Source organism: Pseudomonas sp. FGI182, from assembly GCF_000511325.1.
In the GTDB taxonomy this organism is placed as follows: domain Bacteria; phylum Pseudomonadota; class Gammaproteobacteria; order Pseudomonadales; family Pseudomonadaceae; genus Aquipseudomonas; species Aquipseudomonas putida_Z.
Genome location: NZ_CP007012.1, coordinates 936,182 through 953,147, shown reverse-complemented (window position 1 = coordinate 953,147; position 16,966 = coordinate 936,182). Strand labels below are relative to the sequence as shown.

Sequence of the window (16,966 nt, the reverse complement as noted above, 5' to 3'; positions counted from 1 at the left end):
TTACTGTCCCAACTTCAGGCGAGCGGTCTCGCCACTGGTGAACGGGGCAACATCGACGGCCTGGCCGTTGTAGCTGACCTGGGCGCCACGGGCAAAGCCCAGGCGTACCGAGAATGGCGGCTTGCCGGTCAGCTCGAGGTTGTCCCCCTTGCGCTTGATGGCGCTGAACAGCACCTTGCCGTTGCCGTCGGTGACCTGGGTCCAGCAATCGGCGACGAACTGGATGGCGACCTTGGCGCTGCCAGCCGGCACTGCGGCGGGGGCGGCAGGCTCGCCAGCGGCCACGGCCGCGACCGGCGTAGCAGGTGCAACAGCCGCCGGGGCCGGAGCCGGGGCAACCGGTGCTACCGGCGCAGGCGCGGCAGCAGGGGCGGCGGCGACCGGTGGCACGGGCGCCTGCTGGGCCGGTGCCGGCACTGCGGCAGCGGTAGCAGTAGCGGCAGGTGCCGGGCTTGCCGGTGCCTGTTCGGCGGCGGCAGGCTGCTCGGCAGCGCCCTGCTCCAGCGGCAGCGGCGCGCTCTCAGGCTGCTGCCCAGCGGAAACAGCCTGGTCTTCAGGCTCATCGAGCGGGTGAATCTGGGTGGTACCGTCGGCGCTTTCGACTTCGACGTGCTCCAGGGCGATCTTGGCCAGGTCCTTGCCACGCAGGCTGCCCTGGTCCTGCCACCAGACGAAGCCGCCACCGACCACAGCCACCAGCAGCAGCAGGCTGACGCCGCGCAGGATATTGTGCGACAGGCGCACCGGCTCTTCGATACGGCCCAGCGAGTGCACGTCGCTGCCTTTGGCGTGGGTGCCGGTGTAACGGTCGAAGGCCTCCACCAGGGCAGCCTGGTCCAGGTCCATCAGCTTGGCATAGGCGCGGATATAACCACGGGCGAAGGTATGCCCCGGCAGCTTGTCGAAGGCGCCGGTTTCCACGTGGTTCAACGAACTGACAGTGAGGTTGAGCTTGCGGGCCACCTCGGCTTGTGACCAGTCCCGGTTCTCACGGGCCTGACGCAAAAGCTCACCGGGGTTCTGGCCAGGCGCTACTGCTACTTCGGGATGCGCGGCTTTCATCGTTGCTCCGACAGGTATTGCTGGTATTCCGGCGTACCGGGATAAAGTCGTTGTAATTGCTGGCCCAGCTCGGCCAGTGTGCCCTGCTCATCGAATACCCTGGCAAGGCGGCTGCCCAGCAGCAGGCTACGGGCATCGTGGTCGCTCAACTGGCTGAAACGATCGTAGTAGTCCCGGGCCGGCACATAATGCCTGTTTTCGTAGGACAACTCAGCCATTTCCAGCAACGCTTTCGGTTGCCGCTGGTTGAGTTGCAAAGCTTTCAGCAGATACGCATGCGCCTGGTCGCGGCGCTCGAGCTTCAGAGCCGTCAAGCCCAGGTTCTCGTACACGCGTGAGCGCTCAGGATACAGGGTATCGGCGCTGGCCAGGCGAAACATCTGCTCGGCCTCGGCAAATCGCCCCTGAGCATAAAGGAAACTGCCGTAATTGTTGCGAATTCGCGTGTCGCCCGTGCGTGCCTGCAGCGCCTTGCGAAAGTGCGTTTCGGCCAGCGCCGGCTCGCCTTCGGCCTGGAAGACCAGCGCCAGGGCGGCGTGCGCGTCGGCATCACCGCCATCCAGGGCCAGGGCCTTGCCCAGCGGCGCCTTGGCCTGCTCGGTCAAACCCTGTTGCAAATAACCCAGCCCAAGCTGCACATAGGCCCGCCCCGCCTCTGCCCTGCCCTGGCGGCTGGCCAGGGGGTCGCTCGCGCCGCCGGACACGCAGCCGGCCAGCAGCGAAAGCGCAAGGATCGACAGCGCGGCGCGCAGGCTCATGGGCAAGGTCCCGGTCAGTGGCTGGCGGGGCTGTCTTGCAGCTCGGCGTCCGCGGACAGCTGGCGCACAGCGATGTAGCGCTCGCTGCGGCGGGTGCGGTCGTTGACCTGGCCGACCAGCTGACCACAGGCAGCGTCGATGTCATCACCACGGGTGGTGCGGGTGGTGACGTTGAAGCCACCGTGGTGCAACAGGTCCTGGAAGCGGCGGATGGCGTTGTTGCTCGGCCGCTCGTAGCCGGAGTGCGGGAACGGGTTGAACGGGATCAGGTTGATCTTGCATGGCACGTCGCGCAGCAGCTCGATCATTTGCGCAGCATGCTCCGGCTGGTCGTTCACATCCTTGAGCAGGGTGTACTCGATGGTCAGCACGCGCTTGCCACCCAGGGTGGACATGTAGCCCATGCACGATTCCAGCAGCATCTTCAGCGGGTACTTCTTGTTGATCGGTACCAGCTTGTTGCGCAGTTCGTCGTTCGGTGCGTGCAGCGACAGGGCCAGCGACACGTCGATGTGCTTGGCCAGCTCGTCGATCATCGGCACCACGCCCGAGGTGGACAGGGTGACGCGACGCTTGGAAATGCCATAGCCCAGATCTTCCATCATGATCTTCATGGCGGCGATGACATTGTCGAAATTCAGCAGGGGTTCGCCCATGCCCATCATGACCACGTTGGTAATGGCGCGGTCGATCTTGGCCGGAACGGTCCCGAAGGATTTGTTGGCAAGCCACACCTGGCCGATCACTTCGGCGGCGGTGAGGTTGCTGTTGAAGCCTTGCTTGCCGGTGGAGCAGAAGCTGCAGTCCAGGGCACAGCCGGCTTGCGACGACACGCACAGGGTGCCGCGATCGTCGGTGGGGATGTAGACGGTCTCGACGCAGCTGCCGGAGGCAACGCGGACCACCCACTTGCGGGTACCGTCGGCGGAAATGTCTTCACTGACCACTTCCGGGCCCCGAATTTCGGCAACGGCCTCGAGCTTTTCGCGCAAGGCCTTGCCGACGTTCGTCATGGCGGCGAAATCATCGACGCCAAAATGGTGAATCCATTTCATCACCTGACCGGCGCGGAAGCGCTTCTCCCCGATAGAGTCGAAGAATTGTTCCATTTCCGGCAGGGTCAGACCCAGCAGGTTGATTTTGCCAGTAGATGTCGTCATGGATTCACCCTCACCCGTAAGCTTTCGCTTAGCGAGTGGTTACCTCGGTAGCAGCGAAGAAGTAAGCGATTTCGCGAGCAGCAGCAGCTTCGGAGTCCGAACCGTGAACGGCGTTGGCGTCGATCGACTCGGCGAAGTCAGCACGGATGGTGCCTGGAGCAGCTTCTTTAGGGTTGGTAGCGCCCATCAGCTCACGGTTCAGAGCGATGGCGTTTTCGCCTTCCAGAACCTGAACAACGACCGGGCCGGAAGTCATGAAGGCAACCAGGTCACCGAAGAAGCCACGAGCGCTGTGCTCGGCGTAGAAGCCTTCGGCTTCGGCTTTGGACAGTTGCTTGATTTTCGAGGCAACGATTTTCAGGCCGGCTTCTTCGAAGCGAGTGGTGATCTTGCCGATGACGTTTTTGGCAACGGCGTCAGGCTTGATGATCGAGAAAGTACGTTGAACAGCCATGGAAAACTCCAGAATATGAGTGTTACGAAAAATTAAACCCGCGAATTATACGCGGGTTCCGGGGGATTGCCTAACCTGCAGATGACGCTTAGTCGGCTTCGTCGATCCAGGCGGCCTGGATTGCCTCGAGCACTTTCTCACCGCCGCGTGACGGATCGTCGCTGAATTCTGGCAATGCCAGCACCCAGCTGTGCAGGTCGACGAAATTCACATAACGAGGATCGACTTCCGGCTTGCTTTCTGCAAGCTGGATGGCGATCTCAAGTACATCAATCCATTTCAGGCTCATGGGGCAAACCTCAGTGCGGCGCTTCGGCGGCGTGGTTGAGCGAATACTTGGGGATCTCGATGACCAGGTCCTGGTCAGCGACGACCACCTGGCAGCCGAGGCGCGATTGAGCCTCCAGGCCCCAGGCCTTGTCCAGCATGTCCTCTTCCAGCTCGTCGGCTTCTTCGAGCGAGTCGAAGCCCTTGCGCACGATGCAGTGGCAAGTGGTGCAGGCCTTGACGCCGCCGCAGGCGCTTTCCATCTCGATGTGATGGTCGTGGGCCAGCTCCAGGATGTTGGTCCCGGGCTCGACTTCCACGGTCAGCCCTTCGGGGCAGAACTTCTCGTGCGGCAGGAATGTCACCAGCGGCATCGGTTACTCCTCGATCTCATTCAGGTTGCGCCCGGCCAGTGCGGCTTTGACCGTCGAATCAAGGCGACGGGCGGCAAATGCGTCGGTCACCTGCGACAGACGCTTGGTCTGTTGCTCGATGGCTGCGCCATCGGTGCCGGCCAGCAAATCACGTAGTTCTTGCATCTGGAATTCGATGGCGTCGCGCTCGTCACTGCTGAGCAGACGCTCACCGTCGGCGTCCAGGGCGCCCTGTACCGCTTCGAGCAGGCGCTCGCCGTCCACCTGGTGCTCGCGCAGCTGGCGGGCCTGCTTGTCGGAACCTGCGTGTTCGAAGGAATCCTTGAGCATGCGGGCGATTTCGCCGTCGGTCAGGCCGTAGGACGGCTTGACCTGGATGCTGGCTTCCACGCCCGAACCCAGCTCGCGGGCGGCGACGCTGAGCAGGCCGTCGGCGTCGACCTGGAAGGTAACGCGGATTTTTGCCGCACCGGCGACCATGGCCGGGATGCCCCGCAGCTCGAAGCGCGCCAGCGAGCGGCAGTCGCTGATCAGCTCGCGCTCGCCCTGCAGCACATGGATCATCATGGCCGACTGGCCATCTTTATAGGTGGTGAACTCCTGGGCACGCGCCACCGGGATGGTGGTGTTGCGCGGGATCACCTTCTCCATCAGCCCGCCCATGGTCTCGAGGCCAAGCGACAGCGGGATGACATCCAACAGCAGCAGTTCGCCACCTTCGCGGCGGTTGCCGGCCAAGGTATCGGCCTGGATGGCGGCACCGATGGCCACCACCTGGTCAGGGTCGATCGAGGTCAGCGGGGTGCGGCCGAACAGTGCTCCGACGGCTTCACGCACACGCGGTACGCGGGTCGAACCACCGACCATGACCACGGCGCTGACTTCTTCCAGCTCGATACCGCTGTCACGCACGGCGCGACGGCAGGCCTTGAGGCTGCGGGCAACCATGGGCTCGATCATGGCTTCGAAGCCGGCGCGGCTCAGCTCGCCCTGCCAGGCGCCATGGCTGACGCTGACCACGTCGGCGTCGGTCAGGGCTTCCTTGGCGGCACAGGCGGCCTGCAACAGCGCGCGCTGGGTGGCCGGGTCCAGGTCGGACGACAGCCCGGCCTGCTCGATGATCCAGCCAGCGATGGCGTGGTCGAAGTCGTCACCACCCAGGGCGGTATCGCCACCGGTGGCCAGCACTTCGAATACGCCGGCAGTCAGGCGCAAAATGGAAATGTCGAAGGTACCGCCGCCCAAGTCATAGATGGCCACCACGCCTTCGGCGTTCTGGTCCAGGCCATAGGCCACGGCAGCGGCGGTCGGCTCGTTGAGCAGGCGCAGCACGTTCAGGCCGGCCAGGCGCGCAGCGTCCTTGGTGGCCTGGCGCTGGGCATCGTCGAAATAGGCCGGCACGGTGATCACCGCGCCCACCAGCTCACCACCGAGGGTGGCTTCGGCACGCTCGCGCAGCACCTTGAGGATATCGGCGGACACTTCCACCGGGCTTTTCGGCCCCTGCACGGTGTCGATGAACGGCATGTGCGACTCACCGCCAACGAAGCGGTACGGCAGCTGCTCGCCCAGTTGCTTGACGTCGGCCAGGCCGCGCCCCATCAGACGCTTGACCGACAGCACGGTGTTCAGCGGGTCGCTGGAAGCGGCATCGCGTGCAGCCTGCCCCACTTCGTTGCGCCCTTCGAGGTAGCGCACCGCGGACGGCAGAATGACATTGCCCTGCGCGTCGGGCAGGGGCTCGCTACGGCCGCTGCGCAGTGCGGCGACCAGGGAGTTGGTGGTACCCAGGTCGATCCCCACCGCCAGGCGGCGCTGATGCGGCTGAGGGCTTTGACCGGGTTCGGCAATCTGCAGTAGGGCCATGCTTATCTGAATACCTTAGGTGCCATCACGGGCAGCACCGGGTTAATCGTCGAGGCGCTCTTCCAGTTGGCGCACTTCTTGGGCGAGCTTGTCGAGGAACTGCATGCGGCGCATCAGGCGTTCGGCCTTGTCGCGCTCGCCTGGGGCGTCCCAGCAGGCGGCAAAGTCCTCGTTCAGCGTGTCCTGGGCGACCTTCAGGCGCTTCTTGAACACGGCCACGCCATCGAGGTCGGCTTCGTCCTGCAGTTCTTCGAGCTCTTCACGCCACTGCATCTGCTGCAACAGGAAGTCAGGGTCGTGGACCGTGACTTCCTGAGGCACTTCGTGGCCGCCGATGGCCAGCAGGTAGCGGGCGCGACGCGGCGCACTGCGCAGTGTCTGGTAGGCGTCGTTGAGGGCCGCGGACTTTTCCAGCGCCACGCGCTGCTCGCGCTCGGAGGCGTCGGCAAAGCGGTCGGGATGGACTTCGCGGGCCAGCTCGCGATAGCGAGTGGCCAGCTTGTCGAGATCCAGGCGGAAGCTTGGCTGGAGGTCAAACAATGCGAAATGACAAGGAGTACCCACAGCCAGCCTCAAACGTTGAAGCTTTCGCCGCAGCCACACTCACCGCGCACGTTGGGGTTGTTGAACTTGAAGCCTTCGTTCAACCCTTCCTTGACGAAGTCCAGTTCGGTGCCATCGAGGTAGACCAGGCTCTTGGGATCGATGATCACCTTGACGCCATGGTTCTCGAACACCTGGTCTTCGTCCGCCAGCTCGTCGACGAACTCCAGCACGTAGGCCAGGCCCGAGCAACCGGTGGTGCGCACGCCCAGGCGAATGCCTTCGCCCTTGCCGCGCCCTTCCAGGGAACGCCGCACGTGGTTGGCGGCGGCTTCTGTCATGCTGATAGCCATCAGGACTCCTTACCTCGCAACAGGCGACTTAGATCAAGCCTTTCTTCTGCTTGTAATCGCGTACGGCTGCCTTGATGGCATCTTCGGCGAGTACCGAGCAGTGGATCTTGACCGGCGGCAACGCCAGTTCTTCAGCCAGCTGGGTGTTCTTGATGGTTTCGGCTTCGTCCAGGGTCTTGCCCTTCATCCACTCGGTGGCGAGGGAGCTGGAAGCGATGGCCGAACCGCAGCCGTAGGTCTTGAACTTGGCGTCTTCGATCACGCCCTGCTCGTTGACCTTGATCTGCAGGCGCATCACGTCACCGCAGGCCGGCGCGCCGACCATGCCGGTACCGACGTCCGGGTCTTCGGCGTTCATCTTGCCGACGTTGCGCGGGTTTTCGTAGTGGTCGATGACCTTTTCACTGTATGCCATGGTGCAATTCCTTCCTCATCAGGGAGCCGCTCTTGCCGGCGACTGCTTAGTGGGCGGCCCACTCGATCTTGGAGATGTCAACGCCGTCTTTGTACATGTCCCACAGCGGCGACAGCTCACGCAGTTTGTTCACCGCCTCGCAGACTTTCTGCGCGGCGTAGTCGACTTCTTCTTCGGTGGTGAAGCGGCCGAAGGAGAAGCGGATCGAGCTGTGCGCCAGCTCGTCGTTGCGGCCCAGGGCGCGCAATACGTAGGACGGCTCGAGCGACGCGGAGGTGCAGGCCGAACCGGACGATACGGCGATGTCCTTCAGCGACATCAGCAGCGATTCGCCTTCGACGTAGTTGAAGCTCAGGTTCAGGTTGTGTGGTACGCGGGCAGTCTTGCTGCCGTTGACGTACAGTTCTTCGAGGTCCGAGACCTGCTTGAAGAAGCGGTCGCTCAGGGCCTTGATGCGTACGTTTTCCGCGGCCATTTCCTGCTTGGCGATGGCGAAGGCTTCGCCCATGCCGACGATCTGGTGGGTCGGCAGGGTGCCCGAACGCATGCCGCGCTCATGGCCACCGCCGTGAATGATGGCTTCCAGGCGTACGCGCGGCTTGCGGCTGACGTACAGCGCGCCGATGCCTTTCGGGCCGTAGACCTTATGCGCCGAGAACGACATCAGGTCGACCTTCAGCTTTTGCAGGTCGATTTCGACCTTGCCGGCCGACTGCGCGGCGTCAACGTGGAACAGCACGCCGCGCGAGCGGGTCAGTTCACCGATGGCAGCGATATCGTTGATCGAGCCGACTTCGTTGTTCACGTGCATCAGCGAAACCAGGATGGTGTCGTCGCGCAGCGCCGCCTCGACCATGGCCGGGGTGACGATGCCGTCTTCGCCTGGCTCGAGGTAGGTGACTTCGAAACCTTCACGCTCCAGCTGGCGAGCGGTGTCCAGGACCGCCTTGTGCTCGATCTTGGAGGTGATGATGTGCTTGCCCTTGGTCTGATAGAAGTGCGCGACGCCCTTGAGTGCGAGGTTGTCGGACTCGGTGGCACCGCTGGTCCAGACGATTTCGCGCGGATCGGCGTTGATCAGTTCGGCAACCTGGCGACGACCGTTCTCGACCGCTTCCTCGGCTTTCCAGCCAAAGACGTGGGAGCGCGAAGCCGGGTTACCGAAGTTCCCGTCGACCAGCAGGCAGTCGGCCATCTTCTGGGCCACGCGTGGGTCGACCGGAGTGGTCGCGGAGTAATCGAGGTAGATCGGCAACTTCATTTGTCTCTCCTATCAGGCGGTGGCGTCGCTCGTCGTCCCGGTGGGATCAATCGACGGCGGACGTCTCAATCTTGTCCAGCTGGGCGGTTCGGCCTGCGACACGACGCAGGTCCTGGCGCTGGGCGACTTCCTGCACCTCACGGCGCATGACGAGGTCAGCCAGGCTTATACCGCTGAGGAATTCATGGATCTGCTGGCTGAGGTCGCACCACAGGTGGTGGGTCAGGCAGGTGTCACCGGCATGGCAGTCCCCGAGGCCCTGGCAACGGGTGGCATCGACCGATTCGTTGACCGCATCGATGACCTGGGCCACCTGGATGGTTTCCATGCCCCGCGACAGCTGGTAGCCACCGCCTGGACCACGCACGCTGGAGACCAGGCTGCTGCGGCGCAGCTTGGCGAACAGCTGTTCCAGATAAGAGAGGGAAATGCCCTGGCGCTCGGAAATGTCGGCCAAAGACACCGGCCCATGCTGCGCGTGCAACGCCAGGTCGAGCATGGCGGTCACGGCGTATCGGCCTTTGGTAGTCAGTCGCATGGCTATTGGGTACCACGGGAGTTACAGGATGTGAGCGAGTATGCGATTCCCGAGCATTTAAGTCAACTATTAGACCTAGTGCTTTAGTCGGGTTTGCATCGGGGAGGCGGGCGCGATTGTAGCAGACAGGGGGCGTGAGCACACGCCCCGTATGTCACCATGATTTCAGCGCGGCGCAATCAATGCGACTGAGTGTCGCGCTGAGCCACCTGGGCAACTTCCGTGAAGTCATCTTCCGGCAGGGCTGGCAGTTCCTTGGCGCAGTAATCGCTGCCCATCTTGGTCAAGGCGCCGCACATGCCCTCCAGCCGCTCGTCGACTGCCTGCAGGTGGTCGAGCATCTGGCCGATGGCACGGGCCACCGGGTCGGGCATGTCGCCACTGACACCATAGGCATCGAAGCCGATCTTCTCGGCCATGGCCTTGCGCTTGGCCTCGACCTCATTGTCTTCGCTCTTGACAATGATTCGCCCAGGGATGCCGACCGCCGTGGCGCCGGGCGGCACTGCCTTGGTCACCACCGCATTGGAACCGATCTTGGCCCCGGCACCGACGGTGAACGGGCCCAGCACCTTGGCCCCCGCCCCTACCACCACGCCGTTTTCCAGGGTGGGGTGGCGCTTGCCCTTGTTCCAGCTGGTGCCGCCCAGGGTCACGCCCTGGTAAAGGGTGACATCGTCGCCGATCTCGGCGGTTTCGCCGATGACGATGCCCATGCCGTGATCGATGAAGAAGCGCCGGCCGATGGTGGCGCCGGGGTGGATCTCGATGCCGGTCAGCCAGCGGCCGAAGTTCGATACCAGGCGGGCCAGCCACTTGAAATCACGCTTCCACAGGGCATTGCCCAGGCGGTGCAGCCAGATGGCGTGCATGCCCGGGTAGCAGGTCAGCACCTCGAAGGCGTTGCGTGCAGCCGGGTCACGGTGGAATACGCTTTGAATATCTTCACGCAGGCGTTCGAACATCTGTCAGTCCTTCCGTTTATGCGGCTCGCCCCGGACCACTTTCTGGGTCTCGGTGAGGATGCCGCGCAAAATGCTCATTTCCGAACGTTCGACCGCCACCCGCCCATACAGCCGGCGCAGGCGCGGCATCAGGTGCTTGGGCTTTTCGGGGTCGAGAAAGCCGATACCGACCAGGGTCTTTTCCAGGTGGTCGTAGAACAGCTCCATTTCGTCCATGGTCGCCAGCTCGCTGGCGTCAACCTTCTCGACCTTGCCCGGCGCTGCAACGGCGGCCAGCCAGGCCATGCGCACCTCGTAGGAGAGCACCTGGACAGCGGCGGCCAGGTTCAGCGAGCTGAAGTCGGGGTTGGAGGGAATGTGCACGTGGAAGTGACATCGCTGCAGTTCTTCGTTGGTCAGGCCGGCGTGTTCACGCCCGAACACCAGGGCGATTTCCTCGCCACCGTTGGCATGCTCCACCGCCTTGGCCCCGCACTCGCGCGGGCCGATCAGCGGCCAGGGGATGCTCCGCTCGCGGGCGCTGGTGCCCATCACCAGGTTGCAGCCGACCAGCGCCTGCTCGAGGCTGTCGACCACCTGGGCGTTGTCCAGCACATCGTCGGCACCCGAGGCTCGGGCGCTGGCATCCACGGCGGGGAACTCTTTCGGCTGCACCAGCACCAGACGCGACAAGCCCATGTTTTTCATGGCACGTGCAGCGCCGCCGATGTTGCCGGGGTGGCTGGTATTGACCAGAACAACACGAATATTTTGCAGCAAGGTGTTGTGCTCACAGATGCAGGAATCAGGGCCTTCGATCTTACAGAACCGACAGACGTAACGCCATGAAAGCAAATGTGACACTTCTGCCGCCAAAGTTTTCTGCTAGAATGATCGGCTTTCTTCTTTAACATCTCCAGGTGACCCGCCCATGCAGCCTATGCTGAATATCGCCCTGCGCGCCGCTCGCAGCGCCAGTGAACTGATTTTCCGCTCCATCGAACGCCTGGATAGCATCAAGGTCGATGAGAAAGAGGCCAAGGACTACGTCTCCGAAGTCGATCGCGCCGCCGAGCAGAGCATCGTCAACGCCCTGCGCAAGGCCTACCCGAACCACTCCATCCAGGGCGAGGAAACAGGCCTGCATGCGGGTAGCGGCGAAGAAGGCAAGGATTACCTGTGGATCATCGACCCGCTGGATGGCACCACCAACTTCCTGCGTGGCATCCCGCACTTCGCGGTCAGCATCGCCTGCAAATACCGTGGCCGCCTTGAGCACGCCGTGATCGTCGACCCGGTTCGCCAGGAAGAATTCACCGCCAGCCGTGGCCGTGGCGCCCAGCTCAACGGTCGCCGCCTGCGTGTCAGCTCGCGCACCAGCCTGGAAGGCGCCCTGCTGGGTACCGGCTTCCCGTTCCGTGACAGCCAGATGGCTGACCTGGACAACTACCTGGGCATGTTCCGCGCCCTGACTGGCCAGACCGCCGGCATCCGCCGCGCCGGCTCCGCCAGCCTGGACCTGGCCTACGTGGCCGCCGGCCGTTTCGACGCCTTCTGGGAGTCGGGCCTGTCCGAATGGGACATGGCTGCCGGCGTGCTGCTGATCCAGGAAGCGGGCGGCCTGGTGAGCGACTTCAACGGTGGCCACGACTTCCTCGACAAGGGCCATATCGTTGCGGGCAACATCAAGTGCTTCAAGGCCGTGCTGACTGCTATCCAGCCGCACCTGCCAGAGAACATGAAGCGCTAAGCGCGGATTGCCGGCAAACAAAAAAGCACCCCTCAGGGTGCTTTTTTTGTGCCTGTAACCATATCCCAGGGCTTTCGCGATCCCTGTAGGAGCGGCCTTGTGTCGCGAAAGGGGTGCGAAGCAGCCCCGACAATCTCTGATATGTCACAGATCCCGGGGGCGCTACGCACCCCTTTCGCGACACAAGGCCGCTCCTACAAAGAGCAGACCGCGCCGGGCCTTACTGCCCTGCTTCGCTCAGGATCAGCTTGCCATTCTTGTCCAGCGGAATGGTCGACCCGGGCTCGTGATCCATCTTCACCTGCCCCACCTTGTCGCCAATGGTGTACTTCACGTTGTAGCCCACCACTTTCTCACTGATGTCGTTGACCGTATTGCAGCGGGTTTGCGTGGTGGTGTAGGTGTCACGTTCCTGCATGCCTTCCTGCACCTTGTTACCGGCATAACCACCACCGACCGCACCGGCCACGGTGGCGATCTTCTTGCCGCTACCACCACCAATCTGGTTACCCAGCAGGCCACCGGCAATGGCGCCCACCACGGTACCTGCGATCTGGTGTTGGTCCTTGACCGGCGCCTGCCGCGTCACGGCGACGTCCTTGCAGACCTCACGGGGGGTTTTTACCTGTTGTTTGATCGGTTGCACGTCGGTGACCTGCGCATACTCAGGCCCCTTGTTGACCAAGCTGTAGGTCGCGACAGCACCTCCGGCAGTCACACCGACAGCACCCAGTACCGCACCCACAAGCATTGATTTGTTCACATGAACCTCCTGATCATAACCCGCGGGTCCGACCCGCCTTCTCCCAGCCTTGGAGTAAAAAAAAAGGCGCGAGTTCAACACTCGCGCCTTTTTGGCCGCCAAACGGCGTGGAGCACGCCTTACGGACGGTCGTCCACACCGTCGGTTTTGGCCGGCGGGATCAGGTCTTCACTGCTCAGGTTCAGCCAGATCAGCACCACGTTGGCGATATAGATCGACGAATAGGTACCGGCCATGACGCCGATGAACAGGGCCAGCGAGAAGCCGAACAGGTTGTCGCCACCGAAGAACAGCAGCGCGGCAATGGCCAGCAAGGTCGAAACCGAGGTGGCGATGGTCCGCAACAGGGTCTGGGTAGTGGAAACGTTGATGTTCTCGATCAGCGAGGCCTTGCGCATGACGCGGAAGTTCTCGCGCACCCGGTCGAACACGACGATGGTGTCGTTCAGCGAGTAGCCGATGATCGCCAGTACCGCCGCCAGCACCGTCAGGTCGAAGGTGATCTGGAAGAACGACAGGATACCCAGGGTCACCACCACGTCGTGGATCAGCGAGACGATCGCGCCCACGGCGAACTTCCACTGGAAGCGGAAGGCCAGGTAGATGAGGATGCCGCCTAGTGCCAGGAGCATGCCCATGCCACCCTGGTCGCGCAGCTCCTCACCCACCTGCGGGCCTACGAACTCGACACGCTTGACCTTGGCCGGGTTGTCGCCACCGGCCTTCTGCAGGGCTTCAGCAACCTTGTTGCCCAGCTGCGGGTCATCGCCCGGCATGCGCACCAGCAGGTCGGTGGTGGCGCCGAAGCTCTGCACCACCGCCTCGTGGAAGCCGGAATTGACCAGCTCGGCACGCACCGCCTTGAGGTCGGCCGGGCGCTCGTAGGTCAGCTCGATCAGCGTACCGCCGGTGAAGTCCAGGCCGAAGTTCAGGCCCTTCTGCCACCAGCTGAACAGCGCCAGCACGGTGAGGAGCACGGTAATGGCGAACGCGACATTGCGCACGCCCATGAAGTTGATGGTTTTCATCGCAGCTCCCTCAAACCCACAGCTTCTTGATGTCACGCCCGCCGCAGGTCAGGTTGACCATTGCACGGGTCACCATGACGGCGGTGAACATCGAGGTGAAAATCCCGAGGGACATGGTCACCGCAAAGCCCTTGACCGGGCCGGTACCCATGGCGAACAGGATGCCGCCGACCAGCAGGCTGGTCAGGTTGGCGTCGATGATCGCGGTGTAGGCGCGGTTGAAGCCTTCATGAATGGCGCGCTGCACCGACATGCCGGCGTTCAGCTCTTCGCGGATACGCGAGAAGATCAGCACGTTGGCGTCCACCGCCATACCCATGGTCAACACGATACCGGCAATACCCGGCAGGGTCAGGGTCGCGCCCAGCAGCGACATCAGCGCCAGCAGCAGGACCATGTTGCCCGCCAGGGCGATGGTGGCGATCACACCGAAGGCGCGATAGATGGCGATGATGAACAGCGAGACGAACAGCATGCCCCACAGCGATGCATCGATACCCTTGGTGATGTTGTCGGCACCCAGGCTTGGGCCGATGGTACGTTCTTCAGCGAAGTACATCGGCGCAGCCAGGCCACCGGCACGCAGCAGCAGGGCCAGTTCGGACGATTCGCCCTGGCCGTTCAGGCCGGTGATGCGGAACTGGCTGCCCAGCGGCGACTGGATGGTCGCCAGGCTGATGATCTTCTTCTCTTCCTGGAAGCTCTGTACGGCAACGTCCTTCTCGACGCCGTCGACGGTCTGCTTGACGTAGCGGGTGACCGGCTTCTGCTCGATGAAGATCACCGCCATGCTGCGGCCGACGTTGCTGCGGGTAGCGCGGGTCATCAGCTCGCCACCGTGACCATCCAGGCGGATGTTCACCTGCGGGCGACCTTGTTCGTCGAAGCTGGCCTGGGCGTCGGTTACCTGGTCACCGGTGATGATCAGGCCGCGCTCGACCGCGGCGGAACGGCCGCCCTCACGGAACTCGAACACCTCGGTAGTGGCCTTGGAAGCGCCCGGCTCGGCACCGAAGCGGAACTCCAGGTTGGCGGTTTTACCCAGGATACGCTTGGCTTCGGCAGTGTCCTGCACGCCTGGCAGCTCGACCACGATGCGGTTGGCGCCCTGGCGCTGTACCAGCGGCTCGGCCACACCCAGCTCGTTGACCCGGTTGCGGACGGTGGTGAGGTTCTGCTTGATCGAGTATTCGCGGATTTCGGCGACTTTCGCCTGGGTCAGCGCCAGACGCAGCACGGCGAGCTCGTTGCGCTCGGTGGTGGTCAGGTCGAAGTCATTGAAATTCTTGCGGATCAGGGCACGAGCCTGTTCGCGGGTGGCATCGTCAGCGAAGCCCAGCATGATGCCGCCATCCTGCTGAGGCAGGCTGCGGTAGCGGACGCGCTCTTTGCGCAGCAAGGTCTTGACCTCGCCTTCGTAGACTTTCATGCGGGCGTTCATGGCCTTGTCCATGTCCACTTCCAGCAGGAAGTGCACACCACCGGACAGGTCCAGGCCCAGCTTCATCGGGCTTGCGCCCAGGTTGCGCAGCCATTGCGGGGTAGTCTGGGCCAGGTTCAGGGCCACGACGTAATCATCGCCCAGTGCCTTGCGCACTACATCCTTGGCTGGCAGCTGGTCTTCCTGATTGGTCAGGCGGATCAGCCCGCTGCCCTTCTCACCCAGGCTAGCGCCCTTGACGGCGATCTTGGCATCGCCCAGCGCCTTGCTGACGCGGTCGAGGTCGGCCTGGTTCACCTGCAGCGCCGAGCTGGCACCACTGATCTGTACCGCCGGATCATCCGGGTAGAGGTTGGGAGCGGAATAAATGAAACCGACCACCAGTACCAGCACGATCAGTGCATATTTCCACAGAGGGTATTTGTTCAGCATCACGCCGCCCGTTCAAGACGCGGGGCGCGTTGCGCGCCCCGACTGGAAAGAAAAACCGGTAACTCAGATAGCCTTGAGCGTACCTTTTGGCAGGGTGGCCGCGATGGCACCCTTCTGGAACTTCAGCTCGACGTTGTCGGAAACTTCCAGTACCACGAAATCATCGGAAACCTTGACGATCTTGCCGGCGATGCCGCCATTGGTGACAACTTCGTCACCCTTCTGCAAGTTGCTCAGCAGGTTCTTCTGCTCTTTTGCACGCTTGGCCTGCGGGCGCCAGATCATCAGGTAGAAGATGACCAGGAAACCGACCAGGAAAATCCACTCGAAGCCGGTACCGGCTGGGCCGGCGGCGGGTGCTGCGGCGTCCGCGTATGCGGCGGGGATCAAGAAGCTCATTGGGCACTCCTAATGTAATTTTCTAATAATGGATGCGGACAGTCAGTCCAAAGGCGGCACAGGAAGCCCGCGCTTGGCGTAGAAGGCGTCGACAAAGGCGGCCAATTTACCCTGTTGAATAGCCTCGCGTAAACCGGCCATCAAGCGCTGGTAATGGCGCAAGTTGTGGATGGTATTCAGCATGCTGCTCAGCATTTCGCCGCACTTGTCCAGGTGATGGAGATAGGCGCGGGAGAAGTTGGTGCAGGTGTAGCAGTCACAGGTCGGATCCAGCGGCGAATCATCGTGGCGATGGAACGCATTGCGGATCTTGATCACCCCTGTATCGACGAACAGATGACCGTTGCGCGCGTTACGCGTCGGCATCACGCAGTCGAACATGTCGACGCCGCGGCGCACACCCTCAACGAGATCTTCCGGTTTGCCTACCCCCATAAGGTAACGAGGTTTGTCAGCAGGCATCTGGCCCGGCAGGTAATCCAGCACCTTGATCATTTCGTGCTTGGGCTCGCCCACCGACAGGCCACCGATGGCCAGGCCGTCGAAGCCGATGTTTTCCAGGCCTTCCAGCGAGCGCATGCGCAGGTCCTGGTACATGCCACCCTGGACGATACCGAACAGCGCTGCGGTGTTGTCGGCGTGGGCGTTCTTCGAGCGCTGGGCCCAGCGCAGCGACAGCTCCATGGACGCGCGCGCCACATCGTGCTCGGCCGGGTACGGGGTGCACTCGTCGAAGATCATCACCACGTCCGAGCCTAGGTCACGCTGCACCTGCATCGACTCTTCCGGGCCCATGAACACCTTGGCGCCATCGACCGGCGAGGCGAAGGTCACGCCCTCTTCCTTGATCTTGCGCATGGCGCCCAGGCTGAACACCTGGAAGCCACCGGAGTCGGTGAGGATCGGGCCTTTCCACTGCATGAAGTCGTGCAGGCCGTTGTGCTTCTTGATCACCTCGGTGCCCGGGCGCAGCCACAGGTGGAAGGTGTTGCCCAGGATCATCTCGGCGCCGATGGCCTCGATGTCGCGCGGCAGCATGCCCTTGACCGTGCCATAGGTGCCCACCGGCATGAACGCCGGGGTTTCCACGGTGCCGCGTGGGAAGGTGATGCGGCCACGACGGGCCTTGCCGTCGGTGGCCAGCAGTTCGAAGGACAT

General features: G+C 62.9%; 20 protein-coding genes. 1 reads left to right on the top strand and 19 read right to left on the bottom strand.

Features of this window, described 5'->3' with window-relative positions; all coding sequences use genetic code 11:
• The 14 genes from C163_RS04325 to trmJ form a co-directional block, all read right to left on the bottom strand.
• The gene (locus C163_RS04325; protein ID WP_025337777.1) at positions 1 to 1,062 is read right to left on the bottom strand and encodes a RodZ domain-containing protein; all 1,062 of its coding nucleotides are present in this window, start codon (positions 1,060 to 1,062) and stop codon (positions 1 to 3) included.
• The gene (gene pilW, locus C163_RS04320) at positions 1,059 to 1,820 is read right to left on the bottom strand and encodes a type IV pilus biogenesis/stability protein PilW (RefSeq protein ID WP_025337776.1); all 762 of its coding nucleotides are present in this window, start codon (positions 1,818 to 1,820) and stop codon (positions 1,059 to 1,061) included. The genes C163_RS04325 and pilW overlap by 4 nt, the downstream gene beginning before the upstream one ends.
• 14 nt (positions 1,821 to 1,834) lie before the next feature.
• Positions 1,835 to 2,980 (bottom strand): 23S rRNA (adenine(2503)-C(2))-methyltransferase RlmN, encoded by a 1,146-nt coding sequence (gene rlmN / locus C163_RS04315; protein WP_025337775.1) that lies wholly within the window; start codon positions 2,978 to 2,980, stop codon positions 1,835 to 1,837.
• 28 nt (positions 2,981 to 3,008) lie between these two features.
• Entirely contained in the window at positions 3,009 to 3,434 is a 426-nt protein-coding gene (gene ndk / locus C163_RS04310; protein WP_011532343.1) for a nucleoside-diphosphate kinase, read from the bottom strand.
• Positions 3,435 to 3,522: 88 nt separating this feature from the next.
• Positions 3,523 to 3,723, bottom strand: a complete 201-nt coding sequence (iscX, locus tag C163_RS04305) for a Fe-S cluster assembly protein IscX (RefSeq protein WP_025337774.1) — start codon at positions 3,721 to 3,723, stop codon at positions 3,523 to 3,525.
• 10 nt (positions 3,724 to 3,733) lie between these two features.
• Positions 3,734 to 4,075, bottom strand: coding sequence for an ISC system 2Fe-2S type ferredoxin (fdx, locus tag C163_RS04300; RefSeq protein WP_025337773.1), 342 nt, complete (start codon positions 4,073 to 4,075; stop codon positions 3,734 to 3,736).
• A 3-nt stretch (positions 4,076 to 4,078) separates the two neighbouring features.
• Positions 4,079 to 5,941 (bottom strand): Fe-S protein assembly chaperone HscA, encoded by a 1,863-nt coding sequence (gene hscA, locus C163_RS04295; RefSeq protein ID WP_025337772.1) that lies wholly within the window; start codon positions 5,939 to 5,941, stop codon positions 4,079 to 4,081.
• 42 nt (positions 5,942 to 5,983) lie between these two features.
• Positions 5,984 to 6,505 carry a co-chaperone HscB gene (gene hscB / locus C163_RS04290; RefSeq protein ID WP_015269012.1) on the bottom strand — a complete coding sequence of 174 codons (522 nt, stop codon included), beginning with the start codon at positions 6,503 to 6,505 and terminating at the stop codon, positions 5,984 to 5,986.
• 8 nt (positions 6,506 to 6,513) lie between these two features.
• The gene (gene iscA / locus C163_RS04285; RefSeq protein WP_003257854.1) at positions 6,514 to 6,837 is read right to left on the bottom strand and encodes an iron-sulfur cluster assembly protein IscA; all 324 of its coding nucleotides are present in this window, start codon (positions 6,835 to 6,837) and stop codon (positions 6,514 to 6,516) included.
• A gap of 28 nt (positions 6,838 to 6,865) precedes the next feature.
• Positions 6,866 to 7,252 carry a Fe-S cluster assembly scaffold IscU gene (iscU, locus tag C163_RS04280; RefSeq protein WP_003248539.1) on the bottom strand — a complete coding sequence of 129 codons (387 nt, stop codon included), beginning with the start codon at positions 7,250 to 7,252 and terminating at the stop codon, positions 6,866 to 6,868.
• A gap of 46 nt (positions 7,253 to 7,298) precedes the next feature.
• Positions 7,299 to 8,513 carry an IscS subfamily cysteine desulfurase gene (locus C163_RS04275; RefSeq protein ID WP_013971017.1) on the bottom strand — a complete coding sequence of 405 codons (1,215 nt, stop codon included), beginning with the start codon at positions 8,511 to 8,513 and terminating at the stop codon, positions 7,299 to 7,301.
• Positions 8,514 to 8,559: 46 nt separating this feature from the next.
• Entirely contained in the window at positions 8,560 to 9,051 is a 492-nt protein-coding gene (gene iscR / locus C163_RS04270) for a Fe-S cluster assembly transcriptional regulator IscR (RefSeq protein WP_008092572.1), read from the bottom strand.
• Between the two features lie 179 nt (positions 9,052 to 9,230).
• Positions 9,231 to 10,016 carry a serine O-acetyltransferase gene (gene cysE / locus C163_RS04265; RefSeq protein ID WP_025337771.1) on the bottom strand — a complete coding sequence of 262 codons (786 nt, stop codon included), beginning with the start codon at positions 10,014 to 10,016 and terminating at the stop codon, positions 9,231 to 9,233.
• A gap of 3 nt (positions 10,017 to 10,019) precedes the next feature.
• Positions 10,020 to 10,775, bottom strand: coding sequence for a tRNA (cytosine(32)/uridine(32)-2'-O)-methyltransferase TrmJ (trmJ, locus tag C163_RS04260; RefSeq protein WP_025337770.1), 756 nt, complete (start codon positions 10,773 to 10,775; stop codon positions 10,020 to 10,022).
• A 151-nt stretch (positions 10,776 to 10,926) separates the two neighbouring features.
• On the opposite strand from trmJ, the gene suhB reads away from it, so the two are divergent.
• Positions 10,927 to 11,745: an inositol-phosphate phosphatase gene (gene suhB, locus C163_RS04255; protein ID WP_025337769.1), complete on the top strand. Its 819-nt coding sequence runs from the start codon at positions 10,927 to 10,929 to the stop codon at positions 11,743 to 11,745.
• Positions 11,746 to 11,965: 220 nt separating this feature from the next.
• Here suhB and C163_RS04250 read toward each other — a convergent pair whose 3' ends face one another.
• The 5 genes from C163_RS04250 to tgt all read right to left on the bottom strand — a co-directional run bounded on the left by C163_RS04250 (position 11,966) and on the right by tgt (position 16,966).
• A complete protein-coding gene (locus tag C163_RS04250) occupies positions 11,966 to 12,508 on the bottom strand; it encodes a glycine zipper 2TM domain-containing protein (RefSeq protein WP_013971012.1) in 543 nt (180 codons plus the stop codon).
• Between the two features lie 119 nt (positions 12,509 to 12,627).
• Positions 12,628 to 13,536, bottom strand: coding sequence for a protein translocase subunit SecF (secF, locus tag C163_RS04245; RefSeq protein WP_025337768.1), 909 nt, complete (start codon positions 13,534 to 13,536; stop codon positions 12,628 to 12,630).
• A gap of 10 nt (positions 13,537 to 13,546) precedes the next feature.
• On the bottom strand, positions 13,547 to 15,409 hold the full coding sequence (gene secD, locus C163_RS04240; protein ID WP_025337767.1) for a protein translocase subunit SecD: 1,863 nt from the start codon (positions 15,407 to 15,409) through the stop codon (positions 13,547 to 13,549).
• 63 nt (positions 15,410 to 15,472) lie between these two features.
• Positions 15,473 to 15,808 carry a preprotein translocase subunit YajC gene (gene yajC, locus C163_RS04235; protein ID WP_003259111.1) on the bottom strand — a complete coding sequence of 112 codons (336 nt, stop codon included), beginning with the start codon at positions 15,806 to 15,808 and terminating at the stop codon, positions 15,473 to 15,475.
• Between the two features lie 42 nt (positions 15,809 to 15,850).
• The gene (tgt, locus tag C163_RS04230; protein WP_013971009.1) at positions 15,851 to 16,966 is read right to left on the bottom strand and encodes a tRNA guanosine(34) transglycosylase Tgt; all 1,116 of its coding nucleotides are present in this window, start codon (positions 16,964 to 16,966) and stop codon (positions 15,851 to 15,853) included.

Coding starts and splice junctions, on each gene's coding strand:
- C163_RS04325 (WP_025337777.1), bottom strand. CDS start 1,062: ATGAAAGCCGCGCATCCCGAAGTAGCAGTAGCGCCTGGCCAGAACCCC.
- pilW (WP_025337776.1), bottom strand. CDS start 1,820: ATGAGCCTGCGCGCCGCGCTGTCGATCCTTGCGCTTTCGCTGCTGGCC.
- rlmN (WP_025337775.1), bottom strand. CDS start 2,980: ATGACGACATCTACTGGCAAAATCAACCTGCTGGGTCTGACCCTGCCG.
- ndk (WP_011532343.1), bottom strand. CDS start 3,434: ATGGCTGTTCAACGTACTTTCTCGATCATCAAGCCTGACGCCGTTGCC.
- iscX (WP_025337774.1), bottom strand. CDS start 3,723: ATGAGCCTGAAATGGATTGATGTACTTGAGATCGCCATCCAGCTTGCA.
- fdx (WP_025337773.1), bottom strand. CDS start 4,075: ATGCCGCTGGTGACATTCCTGCCGCACGAGAAGTTCTGCCCCGAAGGG.
- hscA (WP_025337772.1), bottom strand. CDS start 5,941: ATGGCCCTACTGCAGATTGCCGAACCCGGTCAAAGCCCTCAGCCGCAT.
- iscA (WP_003257854.1), bottom strand. CDS start 6,837: ATGGCTATCAGCATGACAGAAGCCGCCGCCAACCACGTGCGGCGTTCC.
- iscU (WP_003248539.1), bottom strand. CDS start 7,252: ATGGCATACAGTGAAAAGGTCATCGACCACTACGAAAACCCGCGCAAC.
- C163_RS04275 (WP_013971017.1), bottom strand. CDS start 8,513: ATGAAGTTGCCGATCTACCTCGATTACTCCGCGACCACTCCGGTCGAC.
- iscR (WP_008092572.1), bottom strand. CDS start 9,051: ATGCGACTGACTACCAAAGGCCGATACGCCGTGACCGCCATGCTCGAC.
- cysE (WP_025337771.1), bottom strand. CDS start 10,016: ATGTTCGAACGCCTGCGTGAAGATATTCAAAGCGTATTCCACCGTGAC.
- suhB (WP_025337769.1), top strand. CDS start 10,927: ATGCAGCCTATGCTGAATATCGCCCTGCGCGCCGCTCGCAGCGCCAGT.
- secF (WP_025337768.1), bottom strand. CDS start 13,536: ATGAAAACCATCAACTTCATGGGCGTGCGCAATGTCGCGTTCGCCATT.
- secD (WP_025337767.1), bottom strand. CDS start 15,409: ATGCTGAACAAATACCCTCTGTGGAAATATGCACTGATCGTGCTGGTA.
- yajC (WP_003259111.1), bottom strand. CDS start 15,808: ATGAGCTTCTTGATCCCCGCCGCATACGCGGACGCCGCAGCACCCGCC.
- tgt (WP_013971009.1), bottom strand. CDS start 16,966: ATGTCCTTCGAACTGCTGGCCACCGACGGCAAGGCCCGTCGTGGCCGC.